We start from the raw sequence: 17,688 nt of genomic DNA on the forward strand, positions 1-17,688 counted from the left end.
ATTGTGCAGCAGCTTTTTGATTTTGCATACAACTATATTTTATCTAATGTGCTGAATCAATCCCTGGTGTTTTAAAAGTTGAATTAACATGAGAAACTATTGAATTATAGCTATCTTTTTGGCTTAAAGGATATTTAATAATAAATGTATTTATTGAACCATTTCCTACAACTGTTTTTTGATAAACAATTTTATCTCCTTCAATCCAGGATACTATGTGCCAATTATTTTGCTGTGTTTTATATGCAGCATCACTATGCGCCTGTAGTAGTTTGTTATAATTAGAAGTTACAGTTTCATCTAACACATTATTGATTCCCGACACAGTAAGTTCTGCGCTGCCATCCTTAGATGATAAAACTATTCCATCGTTATTATCTGGAGTCAATTTAACTACAAACGTACCTGGATATTCTATTGAAAATCCAAATCTATCATTTATATACTTTTTATAGGATTGCTGCTGATCCTGTTCTACTGATGAACCGCTGTTATCTTCTTTACTTTGGGCAGCTTGAATATCTGTTTCCTTCTTTACTTCCTCCTTCGGCAAACCTATAGAAGTCTTTTCTGAGCCATCTAGTTTAATTTTATATAGCGTTCCGCCGCCAACACCTCCGGTAAAAACCTTGTAATAAATCCAGTCTCCTGCCACGCTTATATTCTCCGGCATATCATCATTTAATTTGGTTTTTTCAGTACCGTCTGTTTTTATTTTATATAGTTTTCCCATATCATTATAATTCGCGTAGAAGATCCAGTCTCCCGATATATTTATATAGTCTGACTGATTGTCATTAATCTTTGTTTCTCCCGTGCCGTCAATTTTCATCCTGCTTAAGTTTCCGCCTTCTTTTCCACCAGGATTATTGCGCGTATAATTAGTCATATAATAAATCCAGTCATCAACAACATTTACATATTGTGCATCTTCATTCAGTTTTGTATCCTTACTTCCATCGGTTTTTATTTTATATAGCTGTCCTCTGTTATTAACAATTTTAGAATAGTAAATCCAATCGCCTGATATATTTATATACCACGCTCTATTGTCACTTAACTTTGTTTTTTTAGTACCATCTGTTTTTATTTTATACAGTTTATCCATATCATCATAGTTGGAGTAATAAATCCAGTCACTTGATATATTTATATAACCGGCTTCATTATCACTCAGTTTGGTTTTTCCACTGCCGTCTGTTTTTATTTTATATAGTTTTCCGCCATAAGTCCCAGCAGAACTGCCGCTGGTGTAATAAACCCAGTCGCCTAATACATTTATATAAGTTGAATGATCGTCATTCAGCTTGGTTTTTTCAGTGCCGTCCGTTTTTATCTTATATAATTTTCTATTATCACTAAAATTACAATAATAAATCCAATCACCCTGCTTAGCAATTACACCTCGATTTGTTATATTGCCGCCTGTGTTTCCAACTTTGCTTTCTGCGGCACTTCCGCTTGTGGTAGTTTTTGAAGAACTGCAGCCTGCTAAAAGCCCTAAAATTAAAATAGTTGAAATCAAGAAACTGATTATTTTTCTCCCTTTCATCATGTGGCCCCCTTTATAGTAATCAAGCTATAAATTCGACATGTTATTGTAAATTCCTTCGTTCAGGTGAATTAGATACTTCTTGCAATTGTTCATGAGTTTTATAATAATATTTAAAAACATTGCCATTACTTCACTGATTAAGTTAAAATTAATAATAATAATATGTAATATTTGTAAAATAAATCAGATATATTATATCATCTTATTAAAACTTGATTGGAGTGAGTAGATTGAAGCTTTCAAGAGCAATCTTAATTATGGTTATCCTATTAATTTTATCAATACCAGCTTTTTTTATATACACGAGATTTTGTTTAGATAAATTTGAGATGAATGATAATGGTAATACCTTAATAATAAATAACATTATTTATAATCGCAGTAATTCCTTATCTGCTTCAGACGAAGAAAACCTTGGGAAAACTATAGGTATAGCAATAGAAGGTAAAAGGGTTTTGTCTGATTATATTTGGCCCTTTTGGGTTATTGAATATAAGAATGACAAAGAACATAATCGTATTTTTGTGAGAGGACTCATGGGATCTGGTGGAGTATATATTAAAAATTCTAGATGATGCTTCGTACAAATTTCTTATATGAACTGTAAAAAACTATCGCGATATCTTCCTTTCTTGAAAAGAAGATATCGCGATAAGAAATTAACTAGATAACTTTTCTAGCTCTAAAGACACTTCATTTAATTCATTAAATGCATTAATAGTTTCTGCTATTCGATTATCTTGCTCTTCAACCCTTAAGAATACTTCTTGAATTGATGATGTAGTTTCCTCAACAGTGCTTGTTATTGTTTCCAATCCTTTAAGAATAGTCTCTGAGGATTGCTTCACATTCTTTATTCCACTTCCAACATTTTGTGCTTCATAAGCAACCTTCTCGCCATTATCGGAAATGTCTTTAAATATTGTTTCTACCCTGGTTGTTGACTGTAGACTGGAATTAACGGCATTTTGCGTTAAAATTATTTCGCTTGTAACCTGTCCTGTCTTTACTTGAATATGTCCTAAAATATCTGCTATTCTTTCTGTTGAATCCTTCGAATCTTCTGCCAGCTTTCTAACTTCCTCTGCTACAACTGCAAATCCTTTCCCAGCTTCTCCAGCTCTTGCAGCTTCGATTGCAGCATTTAATGCAAGAAGATTTGTTTGTGCTGCAATACTTGTTATTGATGATAAAATTTCCTCAATCATCTTTGTTTGTTCATTTAATTCAGCCATAAGTCCAACAGTATTATCTATAGTGTTCTTTACTGAATCCATGTCCTTAGACAGGTTTAATACTAGTTCATCTCCATTTTTTATAGCAGCAACTGTTTGGTTAGAAATACTTTTCATTTTACTTGAGGCTACAACTACGCTTTCTATTTCATTATTCTCATCATCCATAAATTCTGTAATTTCAACTACTGCTTTAGCCTGGTCATCTACCACTGAGGCTATTTCAGAAAAAGTCTTTGTAATCTCTCTTGATATATCCCCAGTTATTTTAATATTATCAATAGAGTCTCCAGAAAACTTATTTAACTGCTTAACTGAATTTCTGATCTTAAAAAACATATTCTCTAGAATTTTCTTTCCTTCTTCTGTTTTTCTGTTGCTTTCATATAATGTTTTTCTTAAGTTTTCACTAAATATACTTTGAAATACAAGAATGCTGGTTACAAGAATTATATAAAGAATAAAGTTAATAAGGCTTACAGTATTACAGCTTGGAAACATCTGATTATAATTAAAAAAGAAATATATGGTGAGTGCTATATTAATTCCACCTGATAAAATCATAGGTTTCCAATCTTGATAAAGCGCCACCAAAACCATACTATAGTAAATTACAACATATGTAGTAATATGCGGTGTTCCTCTCATCATAAAGAATGAAAGAGCTGCCAAACCAACAACAACTACATACATAACTTCATTAACAATAATTTTTTTATAAGTCAAAAAAGTAATAATAATACTTGTTCCAACTCCACCATACACCAAGCTCAGCAAAGTTCCGGCAGGCTTTTTTGTAACAATGGAAAGTGCGATGCTCAAAAAAGCAGAAAACCATAAAAGTTTAACAAGCAGCCGATTTCTTTCATGATTAATCTTCATTTTATCCATAAATAATCCCCCCTATTAGCATAATACTTATACATTTTATGAATAATTAATCAGATTTTACCATCCAATCCATTAAGAATCAACCTTTTTTGATATATTCTTACATTTTTTTCATTTTCTAAAAGCCTTGTTAAAGCTTTAAGTACTGCTCTTTCCCTGATTATTAGGCACATGCCCATGCATCTACTTCAACCTTAAAGGATGGATCAGCTAAAGAAGCTACATAGAGCATTGTCATACAAGGATTGTGATCTCCTAAAAATTTTGAAACAGCTTCACGTCTCTTGGCATTATCTATAGGTCCAACCATATAGAAGGTTATTTTAACTAAGTCCTTAATTCCCATGTTAGCTGCCTGAAGATTTCTAACGAGGTTTTCCATAGCATTTTCTATTTGTTTTATAGGGTCCTCAGGAAGATTTCCGCTTTCATCTTTTCCAAGCTGCCCTGATAAAACAAGCCATCGGTTGTTTCCGGTGACCTCTATTTGATGTGTATAAGCGGCTACTGGTGCGTGTACAGTTTCAGGGTTTCTAAATTGTTTCATTTTATAATTCCTCCTTTTAGTCGGAAGCACTGAGCAATTAAAAACTCTCGCTCCCCTTCGGGCACAGGGTAACTTAAGACATTCGCTTCGCTCATAAGTTACCCGCTAAAGTCCATTCAGGACTTTAGCCTCTAAAATTGCTCGTTAAAGCCCATTTAGGGCTTTAGTTCGGGGTAACTTAAGACGCTCGTTTCCACTCACAAGTTACCCGTTAAAGCCCATTTAGGGCTTTAACCTCTATTTATTAATTTATATTTGTTCCTTCTTTTTTATTAGTTAAAGCTTCTTTAATGACTTTTACGTAGTCATCTATAAATTGATGCTCTACATCTCTTACATCAAATTTTAGCACTTTGAAGGCAAACTGTATAAAATATCCGCCGAAAACTACCATAATTACAGTTCCAAATCCTACACTTCCTCCTAATAAATAGCCGATTATCAAAGGCACAGCTTCAATGCAGCTTCTTATTAATTTAACTGGTTTGTTGGTCTTCTTGGCTAATGCCACCATAAGCCCATCTCTAGGTCCGGAGCCTAAGCCAGCACCAATATAAAAGTAACAGGCAATTCCTATAATAAGCATTCCAAGAAGCATCATTATTATTCTGGCTGCAATATTATCAAAAGAAGGTATTAGATGGTTAAGCATCAAAAGATCCATAAAGATACCTATAAACAGCATATTGAATATAGTTCCGATTCCGACCTTCTCCCCTGCTGCCCAGTCTATAACTACAATAATTAATCCAATTACAATACTTGCCTGTCCCATTGTAATACCCGTATGTTTAGAAATCCCCTGATGAAAAGTATCCCATGGTGATAGTCCTAAATTAGCATTAATAGTAAAAACTATCCCAACTGCATAAAGAAAGAGTCCTATAAATAATCTAACCAAAGTTAAAGCATATTTTTTCACTTAACAAGCCTCCATTAATTTTAATTTGATCTGTGATATGATTATAAAACAAAACACTGTATAACAGTCAAGCGTCAAGTATAACAGTTGAATCATGAAAAACTTATGTTTTAATGGTATTTAGAGCTAAATTAAGATATGATGTTATTATAATTTAAATAAGTTATATTAAAACTGTGTATAACACCTCTGCAGTTAAAAGCCCTAAATACACTTTTACAGCTGCCTAGCCAATGATTTAATTTCTCGGTGTATCCGACTAAAAGGAGAATTATATATGATTATTGAAATTGATAGAAACAGTATAATAACTATAACTCAACAGCTATTTGAATTTTTTTCTGATAGAATTTTATCCGGATTATTTAAAGACGGTCAGCAGCTTCCTTCAATTAGGACTCTGTCAAAGGAATTAAATATTAGTCCAATGACTATAGTAAAAGCTTACAATGAATTGGAGAAAAACGGGCTTGCGGTTACTATACAAGGCAAAGGAACTTATGTTAATCAAAGAAATAATATAGAAAAACTTAACAGCTTCCCGGAACATAACGATTTTCAATGGCAGATGGGGATTCCAGACTATTTATCAAGATCACAATTTCAAAGCAACAGTAATTTAACCTATGGCAATAATATGTACAACCTATCAATCGCCTCAATTAATTATAAACTTCTGCCTACTGCTGATATTTTAAAGGACTCCTTAAACTTAACGGAGCGTAATATTGAGTATCTTGCTCAATATCCTCCTGTTCAAGGAGATCATGAATTTAGAAACGTGTTAAGCAATTATTTAAAATCAAAAGAAATATCAACTGCACCTGAAAATATTTTGATAACAAGCGGTTCTCAGCAGGGAATAAGCCTTATAGCCAGTACCTTTGTCGGTCCTGGAGACATTGTTGTTATGGAAACTCCAACTTACCCCGGAGCTATAGATTTGTTTAAAAGCAGAGGAGCTGTAATTTTAACAGTACCTGTTGATAATGAGGGCATGAGAACTGATATTTTAATAAGTTTATGCGACAAACATTCACCAAAAATTATATATACTATGCCAAATTTTCATAATCCAACGGGTTGCAGCATGAGCCTTAGGCGAAAGATTGAACTTCTTGATATAGCTAAATTTAATAATAGTATCATTGTTGAGGATGATCCTTGGAGTGAAATTTCCTATAAAAAGGAAAAGATAAAATCAATAAAATCTATGGATACTGATGGACATGTTGTTTATATAAAGGGTTTAAGTAAAATCCTTGGTCCGGCATACAGACTCGCAGCAATCGTAGCTGAAGGCTCAATACTTTCGAGGCTTATAAATGCAAAAGCTAATCACGACCTCGGAACTTCAATGCTAAACCAAAAGACGCTTTTAGACTTTATTAAGTCGAATAAGATGAACTCTTATCTAGATAATCTGAACAAGAAATTATTAAGAAGACGTGATAAGGTTATTAATTTATTAAAGCATAATGCGCCCTCAGGAGTAAACTGGACTATACCTGAAGGTGGAATAAACCTTTGGATTACTCTGCCTAAAAGTTTAAATGTAGAAAAACTATTATATCATTCAGTAACAACAAAAAATATTTCATTCCTGCCCGGAACTATATGCTATCCTAATGAAGTTGAGTTCAATCATCTTAGAATATGCTTTACCTATTTAGATGAGGAGCATATAGAAAATATAATAATAGAGCTGTGCAACCTAATGAAGCTCCTAAATTCAGATGAAAAGGGCAGCTGCTATGTACCTGTTATTTAGTTTTATAGGTTCAACCTTCCTGAAAGAGAGTTATATTAATGTACAAACCTTGATAGTTTCTATATAATAGAGTTAGCTTATTTTCAGCTGATTCCTTTATGATTTTAAAGATAGGGAGATAAATTATGTTAAAGAAGATCTTTTATTGGATATCCATAATACTACAAGTACTTTTTGTGATTGCAGCTTATGTAATACAATATTTTTCTATGAAAAGAATGGGAATGATGAGGTATGTGGTATTTAAAAATCATGAATGGGAAGCGCAATATCCTATAACTGCACTAAAATATGCTGCAATTATATTTTTAATAATACTATGCGTTGCTGCTATTTTATATGTAAAAACCAAAAAAGGTAATTATATTAAGGATAAAAAGGCTTTGCCAATGTTACTAGCAGGCATAGTGCTTACTCTCATATTTGTGCTTTTCACTCTAATATTTTCTACTGGAAACTATCGTTCCTACTATTTTACCAGTTTGATATTAGCAATTATTACACTTATACAGCATATAAAAATACTTTTAATTTAATTTCTACGTAAAAAATGTCTGAAAGCCTTTTAGGCAATCAGACATTTTTATTAAACTTATTTATGTTGAGCTGCGGCCTCTTGTGGTGTTATAGCTTGCACTGGATTCTTCTGATCCATCTGCCATACAAACCATCCGCCATCATATAATTTTATGTTTGTCCAACCGTTCTCATAAGCCATTAAAAATGGAATGGTAGCTCTCCAGCCAGTACCGCAGTAAAATGCGATTTCGTTATCTTTTGTAACTCCTTGTTCTTTCCACATTCCTACAGCTTTATCGAAACTAATAAAGGTTCCATCGGCATTGCGGTAGTCAGTTTCATCATGACCCCATACAGCTCCTTTAGGTTCTCCTGCTCTTTTTATATAGTCATATCCGCTTTTTTTGCCTTCAAATTCATCAAGGCTTCTTATACTTACCAATCTAAACTTATCATTTTTGGACATTTCAGCCTGTACATCTTTAGGCATAGCTAAAACATACTCAGGATGAGCAGGTACAGCTGAACCAAACTCTTTAGTAGTTGCCTTTGGCTCTTCTATATCTTTGTTAGTAGCATATCCTGCTTTTGTCCATCCATTTAAGCCGCCATTAACTACTTTTACATTTTCAACTCCAGCCCAAAGGCATGTAAATGCAACCCTAGTAGCACCTGAGTCAGCACCATAAACAATAACAGTAGTATCTTTTGTTATGCCATAATTAGCCATAACCTTTTTAATCTCATCACCTGTTCTTATATTCCAGTAAGTTGATTCTTCAATATCATCTGTATTCAGATGCACTGCCCCTGGTATGTGTGCAGCTACGTAGTCTTTATCATCCTTAGCTGGACCCCATGCTGCTTCGATGATTTTGTAATCTTTTGATTCTGATTGTTTACCATCAATTACACTTTTTACCCATTCTGGTGATACAAATACCTTTGTCTTTGCAACAGACTCAACAGCCTTAGTATCTGCTTTAGTATCTGCTGGACTAGTTGGTTGGCTCTTAGAAGCACATCCAGTTGCAAATGAAGAAACCAAAGCTGCAAAAAGAAGGCCTATAAGTATTTTCTTTTTCATAGTGTCACCCCTTAAAAATTTTCATATCAAATATATTTATAACTTGAATTCCCAATGCATTATGATACACTATTGTCGAAAAATGGTCTAATAGATTTTTTTTATAGTACTATAGCCCACTATTTATTTTTTTAATAAAGCTTGTACTAGAATATAGAAATAGCACTTTTAAGGATATTTCTCCGTAACTTCAATACTATATCAATTTAATATTCGTTTTGCTTCAACTATACGCTGAGCAGCTGTAAAAAACACTGCTGCTGAAAACAGATTTGTTATCAAAACCAGCCACGGAGTAAACAAGCTCATTAAAGAAAACATTATAAAGCCCTCTGTTCTTTCCGCCAAGCCTGCCTGGTAATAAAAGGACTTTATTCCTTTTTGATCTGAAAGAGCTCCTACTGTAAGGAAAATTGTCATTGAAAACAAAATGCATATAGTTAATATTAACAAATAAATTCTTGAACTTGGAAATCTCATAGCCAACGCTATCACAATTGACATTTCAACTACCCTGTCAAAGGTGATGTCCATAAGAGTTCCTAGTGCTGAAGTATTTTTACTTATTCTTGCCATTGAGCCGTCTACAGCATCTAAAAAGCCAGAAACCCAAAGAAGTATTACACCTATTAAGCTTAAGTCTAAGTATACGAAAACTCCGGACAATACTCCTACAAAAAAAGCAATACCTGTTACATGGTTAGGCTTTAAATTAAGCTTCAGCAGGTCTTTTGCAGTTTTATCTATTATCGGGTTTACATATTTTCTTCCATATGTATCCAGCATTACAAGTTCTCCTCTCTGGTTTTATTTATATCACCAATAATTCTTTGAGAAATTTTCTTCTTAAACAGTGCTGAAACGACTAAAAGTATTATAAGCAGCGCTATGGATATATAAAACTGAAAACTTCCTATCTCTAAAGACTTGTCGCCTATATTTGAAAATACCATTACTCCAGGAATTATTCCTAATAAAGTAGCTAATAAAAAATCTTTATACTTCACTTCAGATAAGCCAGCACTGTAGCTTATTACATCAAAAGGTACCAGTGGTATTAGCCTTAAAACAAGTATAGCCCAGAAGCCCTTTTCCTGAGTATGCTTGCCTAATATAGAAATATCCTTCTTTATAATTCTTTTTATAACATCCTGTCCTAGATATCTTGCTATAAAGAAAGCCAGAGTTCCTCCGCATAAGGCTCCTATTATAGTTAACAGACTGCCTTTAATAAGTCCGAAAGCCATCCCACCCGCAATAGCAAGCACTGAATCCGGGAAAAAGGTTAGCGGCACAAAGGTAAAAAGCACTATATAAACTATAGGGGCAAGCAGTCCAAGAGAATCTAAAAACTGCTTAATATCCCTAGAGCTATAGTTTTTAAATACATCAAGTCTGTTTAGAAAATACACAGCCAAAGCTATAACTGCTATGAGGCTAATATATTTAATTCCTTTCACATAATTCTTTTTCATAACTTTAAATCTCCTGTTATTTATTGATCTTATTTATAAGTCTCACTCCATTATATCTATTAATCCAGCTTTTTAAAGTGCCTTGACTGCTTTGACCAAAATTCTTGCTTGTATATATTTCTTCATTAAATAGCAAATCCAGAATATGAACAGCCTGCGTTCCTCCTCTTATAAGAGATTGCACACACTCTTCACAATAAGTTACAAAATAATTTGATTCAGCTTGATTAGCTACCTTTTTCATGTGTTTTAGCGCCAGCTCATTATTGGTTACACTGAGCATCCCGCCTGATCCACAGCATAGAGTGTTATTTCTCGTATATTTCAACTCTTCTATTTCAATGCCAAGCATAGTTAATATATTTCTTACAGAAGTATGAATTTTATCTTCCTTTCTAGTTGGACAAGGATCGTGAAGAGCAAATCTAATGCCTAACTCTCTGCCTCTATTTTTTACACCGCTAGGAACGCCTTCCTTTGCAATAACCTCCCATAAGGAGGTAACCTTTATATCTGGACTGTGCTTAGAGATTATTTTATAGCAGTTTTGGCATGCTGTTATAACTTCTTTAACCTTTCCTGCTTCAAAGTCAGCCTTAACCTTTGAATAATAATGCTCAAAGGCAGCTTCATCTCCCATAGATTGAGTTGGCTTTCCACAGCACTTCAATAGTATTCCTGTGCCCGGAAGCTGTTCATTTAAATATTCATAAACCTTTAAAACTAACTCTGGGCTATAAGCAGTTAAGCTGCAGCCAGGAAAGAATACTCTTTCAGCGTTTGAGCCTTGCTGGCTCTTTATACTAGTAGTAAACGGCTTTGAAAAACTGTTTTTTTGATGGTAATTCACTGTAGTTCTGCCAAATTCCTTTGGTACTCCTTTATTTTGAAGTACAATAAACCTTCGAAGATCAAAAAAGAGTTCATTAAGATCAACCTTCTTTGGACAAACCTCAGTGCAGTAACCGCATAAAGCACAAGAGTAAGGTATTTCGGTCTTTATTGCTTTATTTTCCACTGCATCCTTTAATAATTCTTTTGGAGTATTGCAATAAGTATCTAACATAGGACAATTCTTCATACACAGCTTGCAACCACTACATTTATCCTGTTCAACTTTTATCTTTTCTATAACTTCCCTGGATAGTTTCAGCTCTTTCATATTTTCCCTTCCATTAACAAAAATAAGCCTCTATTAGTTCAGCACGAATCCGTAGCTAAATAGAGGCCCTTTTATTCCATTAATCTAGAATAAACTAAATATCAAATACCAAAACTATATTAACACAGCTTGGCTATAATTCACTATAGAAGTTTTTAATAAATAACTTATCAACTATTAATTTTATCTATACTTCAATTTTGTTATCAATATGTAAAATTATGATATAATTACTAAGGTTTCTTTATGTAACACTATTATTTATTTGGGGGTAGTAAATTTGAAACGATTATTATCTTTTATTCTATCTTTAATTATTGTATTTTCTTTAATCGGATGCAGCAGTAAGACTTCTAAAACCGCTGAAAACGTTGATCTTTCAAACTGGGATGCTGTTCTTAAGGCTTCTAAAGGAACAACTGTTACCTTCTATGGATGGGGTGGCAACGAGCTTACTAACAAATGGGTTGACAATTACCTTGCAAAAGCAGTTAAGAACAATTATGATATAACGCTTAAAAGAGTTCCCATGAACATTGATGATATCTTACATAAGCTTTTGGCTGAAAAACAGGCAGGAAGCAAGAACGGTTCAATCGATATAGTTTGGATAAATGGAGAAAACTTTTATAATGCAAAAAAAGCTAATTTGCTATATGGGCCTTTTTCTGAAAGCCTGCCAAACTTTAAAGAAAAGGTGGACACGGCTTCTCCTGAGGTTACTTATGACTTTGGATTTCCTGTGGAGGGCTATGAGGTACCTTTTGGAAAGGCACAGTTTGTTATGCTTTATAATTCTGATAAAGTATCAAAAACCTTTAACAATACCAAGGAGCTTATGGATTTTGTTAAAAGCAATCAAGGGAAATTTACATACCCAGCCCCTCCCGACTTTACAGGAAGTGCTTTTGTAAGAACTATAATATGTAATCTGGTGGATCCTAATAAGCTTTCAGATATTAAAGCTGATAAGGCTGAAGTTCAAAAGGTTATTCAGCCAGCCTTGGACTATTTAAATGAATTAAAACCTTATTTATGGAATAAGGGAAAGAGCTATCCTGCTACTATTGCTCAGCTTGATAGCATGTATTCTGATGGACAGCTTTTGGCCTCAATGACCTATAATCCTTATGGTACTACAAGCAGAATAGAAAACGGCGAGCTGCCATCTGGAACAAAGAGTTTGCTTTTAGATAAGGGTACAGTAGGTAATACTCATTTCCTTGCAATTGCAGGAAATTCGCAGAATAAAGCCGGTGCAATGGCTGTTATTAATCAAATACTAAGTGCTGAAGCTCAGGCCCTTAAATATGATCCTAAAAACTGGGGAGATCTTCCTGTAATTTCTTATGATAAACTACAAACCGATGAGAAAAAACTTTTTGACAATATTAAGCTTGGACAGGATTCCATACCTCAGAATATAATGCTTCAGCAAAGAATTCCTGAGCTAAGAGCAGAACTTGTACCAATAATAGAAAAACTTTGGCTTGAAAATGTGGCAAAGGGAGATTAAATTGAAAGAAAAACTAAAACCTTATATACTTCTGCTGCCGGCGCTTGTCATAATTTTGGGCATACTTATTCCGGGAATAATCAATGCTCTCTTTGAGAGCTTTGGTTATTCAAAAGCTTATGGAATGGGAAGTATAACTCTTAATTACTACAAGGAGATTTTGCTTGACGGTGATTTTATAAGTTCTTTAAGGTTTAGCCTTATAACTTCACTGACTTCCTCTCTTACAGCCTTAGTCTTAGGCACTGCTCTTGCTTTCTGTGTCTACATGAGCAGCAGCAGAAGAATCCTAGAAAAGTTTATTTTCAGGTTGCCTGTAATAGTACCTCATATTATAGCTGCTGCCGCAGCATTTAGTATTTTGTCTCAAAGCGGTATTTTAGCAAGGCTGCTTTTTAAGCTTGGGCTTATAAAGACTATGGAAGACATGACTCTTTTTATTTTTGACAGGCAAGGTATTGGCATTATGCTAACCTATCTTTGGAAGGAGATCCCTTTCACAGCGATGGTTGTGTATACTGTGCTAAAAGATATAAATGATAAGCTTTATATTGCCGCAAGGAATCTTGGAGCAACCAAAAGGCAGGTTTTCTTTCATGTAATGCTTCCCCTTTGCTTGCCTTCCATATTATCGGCTTTTGTAATCATATTTGCATTTTCCTTTGGAGCCTTTGAAGTTCCTTATCTCTTAGGACCTACTTTCCCAAAAGCTCTGCCAGTTAAGGCTTACATGGAATATACAGGTGCAGACCTAAGCAGCAGGCCTTATGCTATGGTTATAAACATAATACTTGCCTGTATTTCAACTATTTTAATATATATCTATTACAAAATCGTTAAAGCCTCTAAACAATATTAAAGACGTAACAATACAGGAGGCATAGAAATTAATAATCTCTATGTGCAGCATAAGGAATACAGGAGGGTTATATGAATAAAATATTTAAGCATACTGCAAATTGTTTTGCCTTAAGCTTTGCCTTTCTAGGTCTGCTCCCTATAGCTGTACTCCTCTTATGGAGTATTTCTGGCAAGTGGAACTGGCCAAATATTTTACCCCAAAATTATAACCTCAGAGCTTACAGGTATATATTAGAAAATGGTCATCAGCTGTTAAAAGTAGTTTTCTTCAGCATAGGACTTTCTCTCTCTGTAACCTTTATTACAATTTTATTCTCCATACCTGCTGCAAAAGCTCTTGGCACCTTCAACTTTAGGGGAAAGCGGCTTGTTGAGATACTTATTTTGACTCCACTTATAATTCCTTCAATAACTATTGCTACAGGCATACACATATTTTTTATAAGGCTAGGTCTTGCAGATACCCTGCTGGGAGTTATTATAATTCATCTATTTCCATGTCTGCCCTATGGAATCAGGATTCTTAAAAATGTATATGAGGTAATCGGAAACAGCTATGAAGTTCAGGCTAGAGTTCTTGGTGCTTCAAGACTAAAAACTTTTTTAAACATCACTCTACCTCTTTTAATGCCTGCAATTGTTTCTGCTTCCAATCTTATATTTGTTGTGTCCTTTAGCCAGTATCTTCTTACGTTGATAATTGGCGGTGGCAAGGTTATGACTTTAGCAATTATTATGTTTCCTTTTATTCAAGATGGAGACCAGACTATGGCTGGGGCTCTCAGCATAGTTTTTATATCTGTTTCCTTTGTTTTTCTTCTTATATTTGAGAAAATGCTTAAGAACTACTATAAAATAGAAGGACATCTATACATTTAAGGTGATTAAATTATGAAGAAAATAGAACTTATTGATATTTCCAAAAGCTTTAATGGGCAGAAGGTGCTTCGTTACATTAATCTTTCTGTTAAAGAAGGAGAATTTCTCTCTCTTCTTGGCCCATCCGGTTCTGGCAAGAGCACCTTGCTGAAAATCATAGCTGGAATTCATAAGATAGAAGCTGGCGATATACTTGTTGATGGCAAATCTATTAAGGAAGTTCCTATAAATAAGAGAGGAACCGTTATTGTTTTTCAGGAATCTCTGCTTTTTCCTCATTTAAATCTTGAGGAAAACATAGGCTTCGGACTTAAGATGGCTGGAGTTAATAAAAAAGTACGAACTGAAAAGGTCCAAGAAATAGTTGAGCTTCTAAAGCTTCAAGGCTGCGAAAAGAAATATTCTGACGAACTTTCCGGGGGACAAAGGCAGAGAGCTTCTATAGGAAGAGCCCTGGCTGTAAATCCAAGCCTGCTTCTTTTAGATGAACCCTTCTCGAGCCTTGATATAACTCTAAGGCAGGAAATGCGTGAGCTTATTAGGAAGCTTCACCAAAAGCTTTACATCACTACTATTTTAGTTACTCATGACAAAGAAGAAGCTTTTATGCTTTCTGACAGAATTGCACTGCTGCTTAATGGAAGTATTAATCAGTGCGATACTCCACAAAGAATTTATGAACGCCCTGAAAGCCTGGAGGCTGCTGATTTCCTTGGTGAAAAAAATTATATAGAAGGAACTATAGAAGATAGTGTATTCAACTGCTGTTTAGGAAGCTTTAATATAGGAGACAATTATGAAGTTTTAGGCAAAGGTTCCGCTCATTATAGAGGTGAAGTTACAGCAATGCTTCACAGGGAACATATACATATTTCTAAGGAAAAGCTCCCTGATTCTATTGAAGGAGTAATTTCCAGCTTAAGATATGCTGGCGATAGAAGTTATTATTCTATAACTGCTAAAGATATTGAACTAAAAGGTTTTACTTCAGACACAAATTTTTCTCAGATTAATTCTTTAGTAAGTGTAGTTTTAGATTTTAGCAAAGCAGTATTTTATGCACGCTAGTTTGCTTTAAAGAGACTTTCATTAAAATTTGGAGGGATTATATTGACGCTTAAAAAATCCACTTTAATCAAATTAGGTTTCCTGCTGCTAATTATTTGCCTTTATTTATTTGTTCCACAGGTAAATACAACGGTAAAGAAGCTAGTTGTTTTATTTTCCATGCTGGATATAAGCACCATGAAGGAATATATTAAATCCTTTGGAGCATGGGCACCAGTTGTATCACTTGTACTTATGATGTTTCAATCCATTGCAGCACCTCTTCCTGCCTTTATAATAACCTTTGCTAATGCATGGCTGTTCGGTTGGTTCTTTGGCGCAATATTATCCTGGAGCGGTGCTATGCTTGGAGCCATCCTTTGCTATTATATCTCAAAGCTTTACGGAAGACCTGCTGCTGAAAAGTTTGTAGGCAAGAAAGCTCTTGATATCTCAGATAAATTTTTCAATAAGTACGGTCCTTATGCAATCTTAATTGCAAGGCTTCTGCCTTTTATATCCTTTGATGCAGTTAGTTATGCTGCCGGACTTACTAGCATAAGTCTCTGGAGTTTTTTATGGTCCACAGGAATCGGACAACTCCCTGCAACAATTGTATATTCTGTACTAGGACAAAACATAGACAAGGCTTCCAAGCTTGGACTTTGGGTTATATGCGGAGTGGCGGCCCTAATTGCATTTGCGTTAGCGGTTAAAAAGTATATTGATGAAAAGCATAAAAATAAACAAAACTTCTAAAAGAAAACAAGGCTCAGGAATAAATGCTTAGTGTTGCAACACTAAGCATTTATAGAAAAACCTCAATTACTTATGATACGGTTCTCCGTAAACTTATTATCGGAGGTTTTTACCTGTTTATTATCAAACTTTAAAATACTAATACCTGATCTTGTTCTTGTTTTCTTTGCTAAATTTTTCCCTAATTAAAGGCATGCTCATACATCTTGGCCCTCCACGGCCTCTAGATAATTCATAGGAATCAAACTCTAGCACTTCTATATTATTTTTCCTTAAGGTTTCGTTGGTTACATGATTACGATTATAACAAATTACTTTGCCGGGAGCTACAGCAAGTGTATTGCTTCCGTCATTCCATTGCTCTCTGCTTGCTGCAATGCGATCACCATTACCGCACCTTATTAGATTTACTGCGGTTAGGTTTAGATGTCTTTTCAATATACTAGACAACTCTTCATATTCATACTTTATTTTGATTTCATCATTTTTTCCTTTATGAATACTATATACATCTAAAGGGTCCTCAATACCGGAATATATAGTAAACTGATCATAATCCACCATAGTAAATACTGTATCTAAATGCATATAGGCTCTTGTTTTAGGAATATCAAAAGCTAAAACTGTTTCAAAAGGCTCCTCTGAACTTAACAGTTTATGTGCTAGCCTTTCAATTGCTATTGGTTCTGTTCTGTCACTTATTCCAATAGCTAAAACCTTATCAGAAAGAACTAAAATATCTCCACCCTCAATTGGATGAGTTTTGTTTCTGTTATACCACCTTGGCACATTCTTGAATCTAGGATGATTATCAAATATATATTTTGCAAATATAGTTTCTCTATTTCGTGTCTCATTGGCCATAACATTTAAAGAAATACCCGATCCAATAGATGCAAAAGGGTCCCTTTGAAAATACATATTAGGAATAGGATCCAGATAAAAAGGATATGGATTTTTAACCATATCACCCAGTGACTTGGGTTTAATATGATTAAGCTCTTCTTTTCTAATACCAGCTATGCATTTTCTTATTAGCTCCTGTGGTGAACAACCGCTAAACAGCTCAATAATAGCTTCCTGAAGCCCCTCAGTAACCACTTTTCCTTCTTCCATAAATTCTTTCAAAAACTCATCTCTAACCTTATGGTCCTCTAAAATATCTGCCATAAGATCAGTAAGATATAGAACTTCTACACCTTCATTGCGCAAAATATCTGCAAATTGATTATGCTCTTTTTTTGCCTGTTTTAAAAAAACAATTTCATCAAATAATAATCTTCTTAAATAATCCGGAACTATATTCTCAACCTCTTCTCCAGGGCAATGAAGAAGTACACACTTTAGATTTCCTATTTCACTATAAACAGAAATATTAGAATTAGAAACCACGAAATTCATCCCTTCCTTTAGTAATCTAATCCTTAGTGTTCCGCTTTTCTTTAATATTATGTTTTAGGAA

17 protein-coding genes are annotated in these 17,688 nt (G+C 34.2%); 8 read left to right on the top strand and 9 right to left on the bottom strand.

What is annotated here, in order from left to right; genetic code table 11:
• Positions 1–43: 43 nt before the first annotated feature.
• The gene (locus JK636_RS00715; protein ID WP_202746918.1) at positions 44–1,552 is read right to left on the bottom strand and encodes a DUF5050 domain-containing protein; all 1,509 of its coding nucleotides are present in this window, start codon (positions 1,550–1,552) and stop codon (positions 44–46) included.
• Between the two features lie 233 nt (positions 1,553–1,785).
• Between JK636_RS00715 and JK636_RS00720 the strand changes: the two genes are divergently transcribed.
• Entirely contained in the window at positions 1,786–2,130 is a 345-nt protein-coding gene (locus JK636_RS00720; protein WP_202746919.1) for a hypothetical protein, read from the top strand.
• An 84-nt stretch (positions 2,131–2,214) separates the two neighbouring features.
• Here the strand turns inward: JK636_RS00720 and JK636_RS00725 are convergent, their stop codons facing one another.
• The 3 genes from JK636_RS00725 to JK636_RS00735 all read right to left on the bottom strand — a co-directional run bounded on the left by JK636_RS00725 (position 2,215) and on the right by JK636_RS00735 (position 5,150).
• On the bottom strand, positions 2,215–3,681 hold the full coding sequence (locus tag JK636_RS00725) for a methyl-accepting chemotaxis protein (protein ID WP_202746920.1): 1,467 nt from the start codon (positions 3,679–3,681) through the stop codon (positions 2,215–2,217).
• A gap of 163 nt (positions 3,682–3,844) precedes the next feature.
• Positions 3,845–4,228, bottom strand: coding sequence for a RidA family protein (locus JK636_RS00730; RefSeq protein ID WP_202746921.1), 384 nt, complete (start codon positions 4,226–4,228; stop codon positions 3,845–3,847).
• A gap of 244 nt (positions 4,229–4,472) precedes the next feature.
• The gene (locus JK636_RS00735; RefSeq protein ID WP_202746922.1) at positions 4,473–5,150 is read right to left on the bottom strand and encodes a DUF6198 family protein; all 678 of its coding nucleotides are present in this window, start codon (positions 5,148–5,150) and stop codon (positions 4,473–4,475) included.
• A gap of 277 nt (positions 5,151–5,427) precedes the next feature.
• On the opposite strand from JK636_RS00735, the gene pdxR reads away from it, so the two are divergent.
• Together pdxR and JK636_RS00745 are read left to right on the top strand one after the other, a co-directional pair.
• Complete coding sequence (gene pdxR / locus JK636_RS00740; RefSeq protein ID WP_202746923.1) at positions 5,428–6,921, top strand: MocR-like pyridoxine biosynthesis transcription factor PdxR; 1,494 nt, start codon at positions 5,428–5,430, stop codon at positions 6,919–6,921.
• 125 nt (positions 6,922–7,046) lie between these two features.
• Entirely contained in the window at positions 7,047–7,457 is a 411-nt protein-coding gene (locus tag JK636_RS00745) for a hypothetical protein (RefSeq protein ID WP_202746924.1), read from the top strand.
• 56 nt (positions 7,458–7,513) lie between these two features.
• On the opposite strand, the gene JK636_RS00750 is transcribed toward JK636_RS00745, so the two are convergent.
• The 4 genes from JK636_RS00750 to JK636_RS00765 all read right to left on the bottom strand — a co-directional run bounded on the left by JK636_RS00750 (position 7,514) and on the right by JK636_RS00765 (position 11,164).
• Positions 7,514–8,527 carry a sulfurtransferase gene (locus tag JK636_RS00750; RefSeq protein WP_202746925.1) on the bottom strand — a complete coding sequence of 338 codons (1,014 nt, stop codon included), beginning with the start codon at positions 8,525–8,527 and terminating at the stop codon, positions 7,514–7,516.
• 201 nt (positions 8,528–8,728) lie between these two features.
• Entirely contained in the window at positions 8,729–9,313 is a 585-nt protein-coding gene (locus JK636_RS00755) for a CDP-alcohol phosphatidyltransferase family protein (RefSeq protein ID WP_202746926.1), read from the bottom strand.
• Positions 9,313–10,002: a TVP38/TMEM64 family protein gene (locus JK636_RS00760; RefSeq protein WP_202746927.1), complete on the bottom strand. Its 690-nt coding sequence runs from the start codon at positions 10,000–10,002 to the stop codon at positions 9,313–9,315. Before JK636_RS00760 ends, JK636_RS00755 begins: the two co-directional genes overlap by 1 nt.
• Before the next feature lie 16 nt (positions 10,003–10,018).
• Entirely contained in the window at positions 10,019–11,164 is a 1,146-nt protein-coding gene (locus JK636_RS00765) for a (Fe-S)-binding protein (RefSeq protein ID WP_202746928.1), read from the bottom strand.
• 280 nt (positions 11,165–11,444) lie between these two features.
• Between JK636_RS00765 and JK636_RS00770 the strand changes: the two genes are divergently transcribed.
• The 5 genes from JK636_RS00770 to JK636_RS00790 all read left to right on the top strand — a co-directional run bounded on the left by JK636_RS00770 (position 11,445) and on the right by JK636_RS00790 (position 16,226).
• Complete coding sequence (locus JK636_RS00770; protein WP_202746929.1) at positions 11,445–12,680, top strand: ABC transporter substrate-binding protein; 1,236 nt, start codon at positions 11,445–11,447, stop codon at positions 12,678–12,680.
• A 1-nt stretch (position 12,681) separates the two neighbouring features.
• Positions 12,682–13,539, top strand: coding sequence for an ABC transporter permease (locus JK636_RS00775; protein ID WP_202746930.1), 858 nt, complete (start codon positions 12,682–12,684; stop codon positions 13,537–13,539).
• A gap of 71 nt (positions 13,540–13,610) precedes the next feature.
• Positions 13,611–14,420: an ABC transporter permease gene (locus tag JK636_RS00780; protein WP_202746931.1), complete on the top strand. Its 810-nt coding sequence runs from the start codon at positions 13,611–13,613 to the stop codon at positions 14,418–14,420.
• 12 nt (positions 14,421–14,432) lie between these two features.
• On the top strand, positions 14,433–15,488 hold the full coding sequence (locus JK636_RS00785; RefSeq protein WP_202746932.1) for an ABC transporter ATP-binding protein: 1,056 nt from the start codon (positions 14,433–14,435) through the stop codon (positions 15,486–15,488).
• A 39-nt stretch (positions 15,489–15,527) separates the two neighbouring features.
• Positions 15,528–16,226 (top strand): TVP38/TMEM64 family protein, encoded by a 699-nt coding sequence (locus JK636_RS00790; RefSeq protein WP_420839256.1) that lies wholly within the window; start codon positions 15,528–15,530, stop codon positions 16,224–16,226.
• A gap of 138 nt (positions 16,227–16,364) precedes the next feature.
• On the opposite strand, the gene arcA is transcribed toward JK636_RS00790, so the two are convergent.
• Positions 16,365–17,618, bottom strand: a complete 1,254-nt coding sequence (arcA, locus tag JK636_RS00795) for an arginine deiminase (RefSeq protein WP_420839257.1) — start codon at positions 17,616–17,618, stop codon at positions 16,365–16,367.
• Positions 17,619–17,688: the final 70 nt, after the last annotated feature.

The organism is Clostridium rhizosphaerae (genome assembly GCF_016765585.1).
In the GTDB taxonomy this organism is placed as follows: domain Bacteria; phylum Bacillota; class Clostridia; order Clostridiales; family Clostridiaceae; genus Clostridium_AT; species Clostridium_AT rhizosphaerae.